The 14,242-nt window shown below is 60.0% G+C and carries 8 protein-coding genes; all 8 read left to right on the forward strand.

Annotated features, from left to right (window positions below; translation table 11 throughout):
- The first annotated feature begins 147 nt into the window (after window positions 1–147).
- The 8 genes from D9V29_RS12345 (at window position 148) to pglZ (ending at window position 14,239) form a co-directional block, all read left to right on the forward strand.
- Window positions 148–567, forward strand: coding sequence for a hypothetical protein (locus D9V29_RS12345; RefSeq protein WP_147436283.1), 420 nt, complete (start codon window positions 148–150; stop codon window positions 565–567).
- A gap of 98 nt (window positions 568–665) precedes the next feature.
- On the forward strand, window positions 666–2,993 hold the full coding sequence (locus D9V29_RS12350; RefSeq protein WP_147436284.1) for a hypothetical protein: 2,328 nt from the start codon (window positions 666–668) through the stop codon (window positions 2,991–2,993).
- Window positions 2,994–3,221: 228 nt separating this feature from the next.
- Window positions 3,222–3,395 carry a methylation-associated defense system helix-turn-helix domain-containing protein MAD1 gene (gene mads1 / locus D9V29_RS12355; protein ID WP_121673635.1) on the forward strand — a complete coding sequence of 58 codons (174 nt, stop codon included), beginning with the start codon at window positions 3,222–3,224 and terminating at the stop codon, window positions 3,393–3,395.
- A gap of 98 nt (window positions 3,396–3,493) precedes the next feature.
- Window positions 3,494–4,105 (forward strand): DUF1819 family protein, encoded by a 612-nt coding sequence (locus D9V29_RS12360; RefSeq protein ID WP_121673636.1) that lies wholly within the window; start codon window positions 3,494–3,496, stop codon window positions 4,103–4,105.
- Complete coding sequence (locus D9V29_RS12365) at window positions 4,102–4,701, forward strand: DUF1788 domain-containing protein (RefSeq protein ID WP_121673637.1); 600 nt, start codon at window positions 4,102–4,104, stop codon at window positions 4,699–4,701. Before D9V29_RS12360 ends, D9V29_RS12365 begins: the two co-directional genes overlap by 4 nt.
- Window positions 4,702–4,704: 3 nt before the next feature.
- A complete protein-coding gene (brxC, locus tag D9V29_RS12370) occupies window positions 4,705–8,190 on the forward strand; it encodes a BREX system P-loop protein BrxC (RefSeq protein ID WP_121673638.1) in 3,486 nt (1,161 codons plus the stop codon).
- 15 nt (window positions 8,191–8,205) lie between these two features.
- On the forward strand, window positions 8,206–11,751 hold the full coding sequence (gene pglX / locus D9V29_RS12375) for a BREX-1 system adenine-specific DNA-methyltransferase PglX (protein ID WP_121673639.1): 3,546 nt from the start codon (window positions 8,206–8,208) through the stop codon (window positions 11,749–11,751).
- Complete coding sequence (pglZ, locus tag D9V29_RS12380) at window positions 11,744–14,239, forward strand: BREX-1 system phosphatase PglZ type A (RefSeq protein ID WP_121673640.1); 2,496 nt, start codon at window positions 11,744–11,746, stop codon at window positions 14,237–14,239. Before pglX ends, pglZ begins: the two co-directional genes overlap by 8 nt.
- Window positions 14,240–14,242: the final 3 nt, after the last annotated feature.

The following is a 14,242-nucleotide window of genomic DNA, read 5'->3' on the forward strand; positions in this document are numbered from 1 at the left end:
TCAGGTGACACTTGCAGGCCGTGTCAAAGGTCATCAAGCGAATGCGACGCCCCAATTCGGGTCCTTTCGCACCGATTGGGTTATCGATGTCCGGGGGTGGCCATAGTTTGGTCGGGTATGCCGATCCTCGGTATTCCGGAGGGAACAATGACACACGACAACTTGGGCCACGCCGGCGTGACCTACGGCGATTGGCTCGGGACTGCTGCCGCAGACGAGCACCAGACGATTGGGCATCTGAATCCGTATGAAGTTGCAGGACTCGACCGAGACCGTTGGTGGATCCTGTCAATCGACATCACGGTCGTCGGCGTTGAGAAGGGCTACTTCTACGTTTATGCCGTCGATCGCGAAGCCACGTCGATCACAGATTACGAGGCGCTGCAGATGTACGGCCGTGTTCACGGCAAGATTCCTGTCACCAGTTTTCTGGTGCACGATATTGCAGCCGAAACCCTCATCCGGGAATCGTTCACCCAGTTCCACGTGCAGCTGCGTCACCGCAGCCTGGGCGAACTCCCTTTGGCGGTCGAGGACACTCAGGACCTGAATTACACAGGCGACTGACCATGGTGAGGAAGTTGGGGCAGTCGCTTCACGATGGCCTCGCCCTTACAGCGAACGCCGGTGAAGAGAGAAGGAAGAGTCGGCACACTCCTTCACCCGTGCTCGCCATTGATAACGGAGCCGTCCTTCGAAAGTTAGGGAGTCATCGAACCTTCGTTAGCCAGGTTGAGAAGGGGCACACCACCCCAGCGGAAATCGTCGCCGGGCTAAAGTCGCGCATTGAAGACCGAGTACGGGAATTCTCTCAGGTTTCGTATGGTCTGCATCCCTTTGACGTTGTTGAGGCTCTCCGCAGGCACGAGTTCCCCAGTGACCTCGAGGACTACCGGGAAACAGAGGATCCAGGATTGAGCGTGGCCATTGAGTTGGCCGCGATGCTAGTTCGAGAACCCGTAGAGGTGCGTGCCAGTACGATCGATTTCGTCGCGGACCTCGGGCCGGCCGTCGAACGGCTGTCCCAACTCGCTCACGAGATCATTTCCTGCATCGACCTGATAGCGCGGCACGAAACAAGTCATGGTAACGATGCCACGGCCTATCTTTCCTCGAATCTGTTCTCGCGAATGCTAATGCTCCGAGGCAACCAGTACTCCCACATTGAGAGAAACCACTGCCGGCGGTTTCTCTCCGCGCCGCACATCGAGGTTCACGCTCGACAGGCTCTCGGGTTAACTTACGATGAGGCAACTATCGTTCTGGACGCGTCGGAGGCGCTCTACTCCGAGCGTCTGGAAGCTGCCCTGCATGAGCTCAATCAGTTAGTCGACACCAAGGGTGCGGACTTCGTCGAGCCGGCATCACCCGCGGGATATCTTCTTCGTTCGCTCTACGCCGAAATGGGACGTCTCGGCTCGTTCACGGAGGGCGACCTCGTTACCGCGACCGGACTAAGCCCAGCTATCGTCCGTGCCGCACTCGACCTTCTGAGCCACCCGACAGGAAGTGTCGAACCGCTGAAAGTCGTGGAACGCATTGCCTCGGGTCGCGACCCCATGCGGGGCAAGGCCTACCTTCGACTAGATCAGCGATACGTGCTCGTAAACACGGCAGCGGCAACCGATCGTCTCAGGGACACGTTCGAGAACGCCCTCAAGTCAAACCCGCGGGCGCAGAATTCCTACAACAAATGGCGAGGGAAGCAAGCTGAAGGAATCGCAGTCGAGCTCCTCGAACAAATCCTCGGTGTCCCCGCGACGTACACGTCGCTGAAATACAGGAGCAAACCCTCGCCTTCAGATCCGGCTCCAGAACTCGCCGAGGCAGATGCCCTCTTCATTTTTGACTCCGTCGCCCTGATCGTCGAGGTGAAATCGGCTTCGTTCAGCAGTCAAGCGCGCGCAGGGGACCCGGTTCGGCTGGTAACCGATCTGCGAAAGACCGTCGGACACGGCGCCACACAAGCAGCGCGTCTTGAGCAGCTCGCGAGAGAGGACGGAGGCGTTGTGTCCGCCGACGGGTCGTGGCTAGACCTGAGTCAGATCGTCGACGTCCATATGATCGTCGTCTCGGCCGAGGAACTCGGTCGAGCTGCAATAGACATCGACGCGCTCGTCAGATCCGGCGTCATCCCGGAAGACACGCTGCCATGGGTCGTTTCGCTTCACGACCTCGCGGTGATCGCCGAAATTGACGAGCGGCCGCCGGCGTTTCTGCTGTATTTGCGGCAAAGGACATCACCGCAGATCTCGCGGCTGTTCAACGCCGGCGATGAGTTGGATCTATACATCCTTTTCTTGCGTGGGCACCTATGGGCGATGGCTGATCCCCGAGTGCTCGCTGCGAAAAATCCGATGAGCGCACATGTGACATCGGGAAAGATCGCTCGATACGAGAAGCAACCGGAAATCGTCGTGCAATCACAGACGGACGACCTCGCTGCATGGATGTACTACAAGCAAGGGCAACGATCAACACCAGCACCACGGCCGGCCCTGCACGCGAATCGACGCCTTCTCGAGATCGTCGACTTCCTGATCGAGGAGCACAAACCGGGCTGGTTCGAGTTTGGGGCCGATTTATTGGACGGCGGTCCGAAAGCCCAGAAGGTCCTCGCGTCTGCTCTCGACGAGTTGCTTCGGCGTGCGAATGCCGATGGCGCAGAACACAGTGTTGCGCGTGGTCTTTCCGGGCACTGGGGCTACTCGATGTTCGTCGCCACGGTGGCGCTGAATGGGGAGACATCGCGTGAGGGGATGGAGCGGATGGGCAAATACTTGCTCTTGAAAAAGTACCAAATGAGGGCGCCGAGGGCGCTGGGTCTCGTTTTCAGCCCCTCCGGACAATTGTTTGGCGCCGAATATGTCGGCGGCTCCTGGAAACACGACCCGGACGGTGAATCTCTGCTCGCCCACTTCAAACTGAAGAATCAACGCGGAGCTGCTCTGCCCCCTTCAGCCAAACGACGCACCCGAAGGCTACGGGTGTAATGGTGAGCGATGATCGGTACGGGTAGCCGGCTGGATGATGAAAGTCTTCTCTACTCCGGCTATTCGTGAGTCACCCCAGGCGTTGATCTCTAGGACGATCGTCGGCAGCGCCCTAAGGCACACCCGAAGAGTCGCGCTGAGCTGCAAGCTGGTTCGAAGACCCAGCGTCCGTACCGCTAGGCTCGGAAATACCCGGAAAAATCCGGCTCGATCCGCATGGGGGCGCGAATGTCCGAGTCGTGGCTGTCAGCAGATGACATCGCCGAGCACCTTGGCGTGACCAAAGACACCGTCTACTCCTGGATCGCAGACAAAGGGATGCCCGCACACAAGGTCGGCCGTCTCTGGAAGTTTCAGCGGACAGAGGTCGACGAGTGGGTCCGCCGTGGGGACGCTGGATGAGATCCGTTTCGCCGCGGAGGGCCGTTTCCGGCCAAGATGTCGGCGGTCGGTCGTATCCTGATCGACTTGCCTGTTTCCGGACAAAGGGGTGTTGAACTGTGGCTGAAACCAGCGAGCTCCGCTATGCACTCTCTTTCACCGTGGGGTCCCTACTTACGCGCGAGGCCACCATCGCGGCGCCCTTGTACCTGCAAGAACACGACTGGAGCCGTGTCCGTGCTCGGCTCGCTGCAGATAACTTGCTCCAAACCCGGACGACGTCGTCACGCATCCGGCTCAACCGTGAGGTCGCCCAGCGTCTCGCGATGCTCTCCGATCCCGAACTGGACCTGGTGATCGACTCGACTGGCACCGAGCGGGCTCATCTCATGTGGGTCGCCGCGTGCCGTCGGTACGAGTTCATCGGTGACTTCGCGGAAGAGGTGGTGCGCGAACGTTTTCTCCTTCTCACTCCCACCGTCAGCTACAACGAGTTCGATGGATTCGTTCGCGGCAAGGCTATCTGGCACCCAGAGCTCGTTGAGCTAAAGGACTCAACTATGCAGAAGCTGCGGTCCACGATCTTTCAAATGCTTGTCGAAGCCGGCCTTACGACGAAGCAGGGCAACATCGTTCGCACGGCGCTCTCCGATCGGCTCGCCGCACTCCTAGACGAGCGCAGCCCGAGTGATATCCGATACTTCCCGACGAGCTTGGACATGATTGGATGACCGCCGCCGACGTGGCCCGCAATGAAGACCACCTGTTCTCGGTGCTCAGCGGCGATCGCTTCCTCCGCATGGAAGGGCTCAGCAACGAGGTGCCCTTCTTCATCTACCCGTACGACGCTGAGGATGCTCTCGCGGTTGCCGACTCGAAGAAGCGAGTCAAGAACAAGCTGCGCGCCAAGGGCATCGAGGTGAAAGAGGTCAACCTCTACGATCTCTCGGTCGAAGTTCTGAAAGAACGCGGCGTGTGGGAGCGCCTACTGGCGCTCGAAGTCGAACAGGACAAAGACGACTTCCGCCAGCTCTTGCAGGGCATGCTCGATCCGCAGCTTCACCTCGCGCCGGCCATCCGCGACAAGATCGCCGACGGCGGCTTCGACATCTTCTTCCTCACCGGCATCGGAGAGGTGTTCCCGTACGTTCGTTCGCACAACGTGCTGAATAACCTGCAAAGCGTCGTCACCGGCAAGCCGATGCTCATGTTCTTTCCCGGCCGCTACGAGCAGTCCGACACCCTCGGTTCTTCGCTTGTGCTGTTCGGCCGGCTCAAGGACGACCAGTATTACCGCGCTAAGAACATTCTCGAACAGGAACCGTGACCCATGCAGCTCAATGAGATCTTCGCCAAGGACGTTCAGCGTCCGATCGAGGGCGTCATCAAAGCGGATGACACCGCACACCTCGGCACCGAGGTCGACGAGTATGTCCTCACGAACGAGGCCGCGAAAGGCCTTGAACTCCTCCTAGAGGCATACACGAATTACACCAACGCGAACGGCGTCTGGATCTCGGGCTTCTTCGGCTCCGGCAAGTCGCACCTGCTCAAGATGCTCGCTCACCTCCTTGGCGACGTTGCGGGTCAGGACTTTCCACGGGACAGAGTCTCGGCGAGCTTCCTCGACAAGGCGGATGACGCGTTCCTGCCGGCGCTGATCATCAAGGCTGATCGCATCCCGGCAAAGAGTCTGCTTTTCAATATCGATCAGAAGGCGACGCTGATTAGCAAAGACCAGTCGGATGCCCTGCTGAAGGTGTTCGTGAAGGTGTTCGACGAGTCCCGCGGCTACTTCGGAAACCAGGGACACGTCGCGCGGTTCGAGCGCGACCTCGACAACCGCGGGCAGCTCGATGAGTTCAAGTCCGCGTACATGCGTGTCTCGGGCCGGGATTGGGCTCAAGGGCGAGAGGAAGGCGTGCTCGAAGAGTCGAACGTCGCCCGGGCGTACGCCGAGATCACTGGCCACTCGGACGGTACGCCGACCAACATCCTTACGAAGTACCGCACCGAGTACTCCGTGTCGATCGAAGACTTCGCAGACGAAGTGAAGGCATGGCTCGACAAGCAAGACCCCTCGTTCCGCCTGAACTTCTTCGTCGACGAGGTGGGGCAGTTCATCGGGTCGAACACGCACCTGATGCTCAACCTGCAGACGATAGCCGAGTCGTTGAACACAAAGTGCCAGGGCCGCGCGTGGATCTTCGTGACCTCGCAAGAAGACATGGACAAGGTCGTCGGCGATCGCACAAAGCAGCAGGGAAACGACTTCTCCAAGATCCAGGCACGCTTCAAGACCCGGATGAAGCTGACCAGCGCCGATGTCGAGGAAGTCATCCGCAAACGACTACTCGAGAAGAGCATCAAGGGTGCGGAGGAGCTGCGCGTGATTTACGCGGCCGAGTCGGCGAACTTCAAGACCCTCTTCGACTTCGTCGACGGCGCAAAGTCTTACCGCAACTACACCGATGAGGATCACTTCATCGGAACATACCCATTCGTCAGCTACCAATTCCCGCTGTTCCAAGCGGCGATCGAGGGCATCTCCGACCACAACGTCTTCGAAGGCCGCAACAGCTCCGTCGGCGAACGTTCCATGCTCGGGGTCGTGCAGCAGGTCGCCAAAGACATTGGAGATGTCAAGGTCGGCCGATTGGCCACTTTCGACCACATGTTTGCCGGCATCCGGTCTTCGTTGAAGTCGGCCGCGCAACGTTCCATCGACGTCGCCGAACGCAACCTCGACGACGAGCTTGCTGTCCGGATCCTGAAGGCACTGTTTCTGGTGAAATACGTGGACAGCTTCCAGGCGACCGCGCGCAACCTCACGGTTCTCATGTACGACCGGTTCGGCCTTGACCTGCCTGCGTTGTCGAAGCGCGTGCAGGAAGCACTCGCGAAGCTCGAGACCCAAACCTATGTGCAACGCAACGGCACCGTCTACAACTATTTGACCAACGAAGAGCAGGTCATCGAGGAGGAGATCAAGAACGTCGACATCGACGCATCCGAAGTCTCGGGTCGCCTAGTCAAGATCCTGCAAGAAATCATGCGTGCTACAAAGCTGCGGTACGCCAAGAACGGGCAGGACTTCGCGTTCGGATACAAGCTCGACGACCAGGTGTACGGGCAGCAGCGCGAGTTATCGGTGCACTTCATCACTCCCGAGTACCCGTACGGGCCGGTGGAGACTCGGATGCACAGTGCGGGCAAGGACGAACTTCGTGTCATTCTCGAGCCGGATGAGCGGGTGCTGTCCGACCTTAGGCTGCTGATCAAGACCGAGAAGTATACGAAGCGCAAGCAGACGACATCACTGTCGGCCATCGAAGACCAGATCCTGCGCTCGAAAGCAGCACAGAACGTCGAGCGCGAGAAGGAACTCGTGGAACGCGTCCGCCGTGCCGTCGGAAAGGCCGAGCTGGTCATCAACGCCGCTGATGTCATATCTGGGGCGCAGGACGCGGTAGCCCGCGTCACCGACGGCTTCCAGGACCTCGTGGCTCGCACCTACACGCAGCTCAGTTTGCTGGGCGGCATGAGCTACAGCGAACAGCAGATCACCGGTTTCGCCAATCCTGGACCGGTCGGGCTCATCGAGGACGCGTCAGTCTCGACGCTCGCGGTGCCGGGCGAGGAGGTCCTCTCGTATGTTCTACGCCGCGACCGTCTCGCCGAGCAGGTAACGGTGAAGTCGATCGTCGATACCTTCCAGGCCAAGCCCTACGGCTGGGATCTCGCCTCGATCGAAGTCGTGATCGCGTGGCTTGTTGGCGCCTCGAAGGTCACCCTCTCAGTCGACAGCAATGCACTCAGGCGCAGCGAAGTCACCGCGGCGCTACGAAACACGCAGAAGCACGCCCACATCGTTGTCGCTCCGCAGAAAATCTTCGACGAGCGAAAGGTCGCCGCGTTCCGCGCCTTCTGCACCCAGTTCTTCGACGAGGCCACTCCGATCAAGGACTCCCTCGAGCTCGCCCGCCACGGTCGTGACATGCTCCGCAGCAAGCTCGACGAGCTGAAGGCACTCGCGATCGGCTCGAAGTATCCGTTCGTGGGTCAGCTCGATGCGCCGATTGCCCTTCTCGAGCAGACGGTTGGCAAGCCCAACGAGTGGTACCTGTCGGAATTCGCTCTTGGCGATGAACTCCTCGACGCCAAGGAGAGCGTAATGGACCCGATCCAGGCGTTCCTCAGTGGCGGCCAGCGAGCGATCTATGAGGACGCGGCTGAGCTACTGCGCTCGAACGTCAGCAACCTGGGGTACCTCGCACCCCGCAGCGACGAACAGATCACGACCCTTCTCGATGACCCGCAGGCGTTCCGCGGGAACCGCATGGCTCAACTCAAGCGGGCCGCCGACGCACTGCGGACCTCCATCGACACGGCTCTCACCGCTAATCGCGCGGCTGCTATGGCAGAGATCGAGTCACGCAAGTCAGCCCTCCTTGCCAGCATCATGTACCTCAACGCGACCGAGGAGGCGCAGCAGCGCGTCATTAGAGCTATCGACCAGGTCATCGCTCGAATCGGCGGCGAACGACAGATCGCACTCATCCGCGAACTAGGCAATGGCTTCGAGCAGACCGTCTACCCCGCGCTTCTCGACCAGCTTGCGGCCGCAGCCCGGCCCGACGATGAAGGCGACGATCCGGTAATTGCCCCGGTCAAGCAGACGGTTTCGGTCAAGACGATCTCGGCCGCCGGTGTGAACGGTGTGCTGGAGACAGCCAACGATGTCGATCGGTATGTCGCCGCACTCCGGGCAGCGCTCATCAACACACTCAACGAAGGCAAGCGCATCGCGCTGTAAGGACGAACCACAGACATGGAAACCGCACCCCTGAAGTCCTTCGCCACCTGGGCGCGCACGGCACTCATCCGCGAGGTGACGGCGCGTGTCGCGGCCGTGCTGGCACCGGCCTCGAAGGAGCGGGTCGAGAACGAAAGCGCAGTCGCCACACTCGAACAGGACATCACCGCCGCCGGAGGTGGTGACAAGGGGCGCGACGCAGTTGCCGATAAGGTCGCGTACACCTGGTTCAACCGCATCATCGCGCTGCGCTTCATGGATGCGAACGGCTACACCGGCATCGGCGTGGTCTCGCCGCAAAGCGGTCACGCTGTGGGGCAGCCCGAGGTGCTGGCGGACGCCAAGCGTGGGACAATCGACTCCGCCGTCGTGACGAGCGCCCGCGCAATTGAAACGATCACCGCGTTGCTCGACGGAGCACGCCGCAGCGACGACCCGCAGGGCGAGGCGTACGCACTGCTCCTCACCGAGTATTGCCGTTACTGGAATCGCGCCATGCCATTCATGTTCGAGCGCGCGGGTGACTACACCGAGCTGCTCATCCCCGCCAACCTGCTCGCCGACGATTCTGTGCTCGCGCGGGTCGCCGCTGTGCTCACCGAGGATGTCTGCGCGGACGTCGAGGTGATCGGCTGGCTATACCAGTTCTATATTGCCGAGCGGAAACTAGAGGTCTTCACCCAGTTCAAGCAAAAGCTCAAGGCCAGCGCCACGGAAATCCCGGCCGCTACGCAGCTCTTCACACCACATTGGATCGTCCGCTACCTAGTAGAAAACTCGATTGGCCGTCTCTGGCTTCTCAACCGCCCGACTTCGCGAATCGCCGAGCAAATGGACTACTACCTCGAGCCAGCTGACCAGGAAACTGAATTCATAAAGATCCGCACTCCCGAGGACCTTAAGGTCATCGACCCCGCATGTGGCTCGGGTCATATGCTCACCTATGCCTTCGATCTCCTCTATGCAATCTACGAGGAGGACGGGTATGCGCCCGCCGACATCCCTGGCCTGATTCTGAGCAAGAACCTCTTCGGCACCGAGATCGATCCGCGCGCGGGTGCTCTCGCGGCCTTTGCGCTCGCGATGAAGGCTCGAGCGAAGCAACGTTCCTATTTCACCCGCTCGGCGGCAGCTGGCGGACTGCACCCACAGATATCCGTGGTACGGCCAATTTCGTTCGATGATGACGAACTGGACTACCTCGCGACGCTGAGCCAAGGCATTGCGGACCGTCAGCAATCGGATGCCTTCTGGCAGTCCTTCCGGCACGCTGACACAATTGGTGCACTAATCCATCCGCCGGAGCAACTCGTACCTTCATTGAAGCGGCTCATCGAAGAAAGTGTCTATTCGGATGGCGACCTCTTTGCGGCGGGCGTTCACACTAGAGCCACGATGGTTCTGCAGCAAGCAGACTTCCTTGTCCAGAAGTATTCGGTTGTAGTCGCGAACCCCCCATATATGGGGGGCAAGAACATGGATGGCCTGCTCTCGGAGTGGCTTCGTGCCCATTATCCGACTGGAAAGCAGGATCTGTACGGGGCGTTCATCCTACGTGCCTCTCGGCTCGCGGTTCGCGGGGGTCTCGTGGCGATGATCACCGGCGACAGTTGGATGACCATCAAGACATTCGACCGCATGCGCGAGTGGGTTCTCGACCACACCACGTTGCACAGCGTTGTTCATCTACGGGACACTGCGTACCACTCGGACATTTTTGGTGCGAACGTTGCGTTCGTACTGACAACCGGGCCCGCTAGCCGCAGTCTGTGCACGTTCATATATCTCGATCCGCTCGATGGACAACAGAAAAGGCAAAAGTTCATCGCGGCAGCGGCAGGCCTCGATGCTGCGATTGTTTTCGTCGCCGCGCCGTCTGACTTTCGAGCGATCCCGGGATCACCGATCGCCTACCAGCTCTCTGAGAAGACAAGGGCTGCCTTCTCAGAAGGGGTCCCGCTAGCAACCATTGCACAACCGCGGCAGGGACTCGCTACTGGGGACAACAACAAGTTCCTTCGCAACTGGGCGGAAGTTTCGGTATCGCGATTGGGGCTTTCCGAGACCAGCCGAGAGTCCGCGATCGCCAGCGGACGCAGATGGTTTCCATGTCTGAAGGGGGGACCCTTCCGAAAGTGGTATGGGAACACAGATTTGGTCGTCAATTGGTATCGAGATGGGGACGAGATCCGCAACTTCAACGACGGAGGCGGGCGATTGCGATCCCGACCTCAGAACATGGACTATTACTTTCGTCCGGGAGCGACCTGGTCAACGGTCACGTCGGGCGCGTTTTCCATGCGATACGCGCCACCAGGATTCATTTCGGAGACGAAGGGCGCTGTCTGCTACGCCGATGAGTTCACGGCGAAGTCGGTATTAGCCCTCGGGAACTCGCCAGTGATGGGCTCCATCTTGGCCGCTCTGTCTCCGACCCTCGACTTCCACGAAGGCCCCGTGGGCCGCGTACCATTCATAGGCGAGCCGTCCGCCGAAACAAATCTCCTAGTCGAGCGCGCTATTCAGATTGCCGCGTCGGACTGGCATGACCAGGAAACATCGTGGGGCTTTTTGCGCAACCCAATCGTGGAGTACTCAAGATCGAGTTCGCTCCAGCGAAGCGTTGAAGGACTCGCTGAAGTGAGGGCGGAGCGGACACGGGAGCTTCAAGCCTTGGAAGAGCAGATCAACGAAAGACTTATAGAGAGCTACGGATTGCAGGACGAGCTGTCACCTGTGGTCCCTTTGGAACGTATAACTCTTTTCTCCAACATTGCCTTCGCATACCCCGGACAGGCTCCATCCGAACGCGCGAAGCGCGGGCAAGCAGACGCGGTGCGCGACCTGGTCTCTTACGCGGTGGGCTGTCATTTCGGTAGATTCAGCATCGAAAAGCCAGGGCTGATTCTCGCCAACCAAGGAGACACCTTGCGCGACTACCTCGCTGTGGTATCTGCCCCGTCTTTCCCACCCGACCAAGACAACGTGATCCCGATCGTGGATGGCGACTGGTTCGAAGATGACATCGTGGCGAGATTCCGGCAGTTCCTGCGGGTCACGTTCGGCGAAGAGTATTTTGAGGAGAACCTGCGCTTCGTCACTGAGTCGCTCGGTGTTAAAGACATGCGCGACTACTTCGTCAAGTCGTTCTATAAAGACCACGTTCAGCGGTATAAGAAGCGCCCGATCTATTGGCTGTTTTCCAGCCCACAGGGGTCGTTCAACGCGCTCATCTACATGCATCGATACACGCCGACGACTGTCTCAATCGTATTGAACGAGTATCTGCGTGAGTTCCGCGCAAAGCTGGATGCGAGCCGCCAGCACCACGAGCGCGTTGCCCTTAGTTCGGCCACGCCCCGCGAGAATGCTGCGGCCGAGAAGGAAGTCGATCGTCTTCGCAAGGTGCTGCTCGAACTGGACGAGTATGAGCACGACGTGCTCTACCCACTCGCCACTCAGCAGATCGCGATCGACCTCGATGACGGCGTGAAGGTTAACTACCCGAAGTTTGGAGCCGCGCTCAAGAGGATTCCTGGACTGGAGACGAGCGATGAGTGAGACCGGCACAGTCAAGGAGCATCTCGCGCGGCGCTTCGAACGCCAACGCATCGTGTTTTGGCATGACCCTGCCGGCGAGTACGGGAGCTATCTCGATGACCTCCACCTCGATGGCGTGGAGACGGTGCGGGTCGTCAACGACGAGTACGCGGTGAAGAACCGGCTGTTGCACGTCGACCCCAAGTCCAAGTTCCTGGTCTATAGGCCGGGTGCGGTGCCGAACGGGGTGGAGAACTGGCTGCTTGACCTGGAACTCGCGTACGGAGTGTTTACCGCCGACCGCGCCTCCCTCGTGCAGCAAGAACTCGGCCTGACCTCGAACGGGATCGACGTCGCTGTCCGCAAACACGAGAAGTTCTTCCGGTCCACGAAGCGAGTGCAGAGTATCAAGGCGCTGCTCAACCCGAGAGACGACGCCGATACACTGCGAGCGAAGATGTCTGCTGTGCTGCTTGCGCAGCGTGAGCACAGCATGCTCGAACTCACGCGCGCGCTGCTGATGGAGAACGCTGCGGGCGGCGACACAAAGTATCGTGCGCTTGTCGAACATGACCTCGACGAGTTCCACTGGACCGGTGTCGCCGCGATCTACGGCTACACGTCGCCGAGCCCCAGCGTCGATGACTTCTCATTGTGGACGTTCCGGCAAGCGGCTGACGGCTTCACGTCGGACCGTCCGGGAGCGTTGCGCAACATCCAGCTCGACTTCGCCAGCCTCCGCAACGACCGGCGTAGTACGGGCGCGCTTGCAACGCTCGCCAAGCGTGCGGCATCCGACCTCGACTACGCCAGCGCAATCCAAGATCGCACATTCCGGGACCTCGCCGGCAACGACCTCTTCGAAGAAGTTGAACGCAAGATCATCAGCGACCTGGCCCGCGCCGTCTCGGAACGCTCTGTCAGTGCACGTGAGGTGAGCGAGGTCATTCGGAGTCGGCAAAGCAGCATGTGGATCGACGATTACCGAAAGGTCTACGTGGCGATCGGAGCTGCCGCTGAGCTTATGGGCGAGCTCGCGACGACGACGCTCTCGGTCTCATCCTTCGACGAGGGGCTTGAACGCTATCGGGGCGAGTGGTTCCGTATTGACCAGCTCTATCGCCACTTCGTGTTTGCCGCGCGAACGGCAGAGCACGTCGGCCCGCTTGAAGCACTTCGCGGCGATGTCGAGAAGCTCTACACAAACAAGTTCGTGTACGAGCTAGGCAACGTCTGGCAGCAACAGGTGGACAGGACGGATCGGTGGCGCTCATCCGCTCTACGACCGCAGACCGCGTTCTACGCAGAGCACGTGGCGCCCATCGTGCGAGATGGCCGCAAGAAGGCCGTCGTCATCATTTCTGACGCGCTGCGTTACGAGGTTGCCGAAGAGCTCGGCACGCGCATGCGCCGAGAAGACCGCTATGACGCGACCCTGGAAGCTGTACTTGGAGTACTGCCTAGTTACACTCAACTCGGTATGGCAGCGCTCCTGCCGCATAAGTCGATCGGCCACTCGAAGGGTGGCGACCCTGTTCTCGTCGACGGGCGGCGCTCGGACGGCACCGCGAACCGGAACAAGGTGCTCGCCGCGGTGGACGGAAAAGCAATTCAGGCCGAGGATGTACTCGGGATGTCACGCGACGAGTTGCGCGAGCTGTATGCGCAGCACCAGGTGCTGTACGTCTACCACGACCGCATCGACTCGACTGGCGACAAGGCCCGCACGGAGCGTCAGGTATTCGAGGCCGCGGAGGAGACGCTGCGCGAGCTGGTCGATCTCGTCAAGCGCCTGACGAACGCGAACGCCACCAACATACTCATCACAGCCGACCACGGGTTCCTGTTCCAAGACACGGCGCTTTCGGATTCGTTCTACCTCTCCACGCTTCCACAGGGCGACGAGATCGTCGCCACCAACCGTCGGTACGTGCTCGGGCGTGGAATGAAGGACGACCCCGCCTTTCGCACCTTCGCGCCGGAGAAGGTCGGCCTCGCCAGCGACCTCCAGGTGCAGATCCCGAAGTCGATTCACCGGCTTCGGCTTGCCGGCGCGGGGTCACGGTTCGTCCATGGAGGAGCAGCTCTGCAGGAGATCGTTGTGCCCGTGCTGACAATCAACAAGAAGCGCAAGAGCGACATCCGGCTTGTCAACATCGAGGTGCTGCCCGAATCCGACAAGATTACGACCGGGCAGCTCGTCGTGAAGTTGTTCCAGTCTGAGCCGGTGGACGACAAGGTGCAGCCGCGGACCGTGCGTGCGGGGCTCTATGTAGGCGAGACCCTAATTTCGAACGAACCCGAGGTTACCTTCGACCAGCAGTCAACCGACAAGCGGGATCGTTACCAGAGTGCACACATGCTGCTCAGCCAAGAAGCCAATGCGTTTAACAACCGATCCGTCGAGTTCCGACTCGAGGAGCGCATCCCGAACACCAATCAGTGGCGCACGTATGCGAAGGCGCTCTACACGCTGAAGCGATCGTTCGCGTCAGACTTCGACTTCTAGGAC

It is taken from the genome of Mycetocola manganoxydans (assembly GCF_003667545.1).
GTDB classification, from domain to species: Bacteria; Actinomycetota; Actinomycetes; order Actinomycetales; family Microbacteriaceae; genus Mycetocola_A; species Mycetocola_A manganoxydans.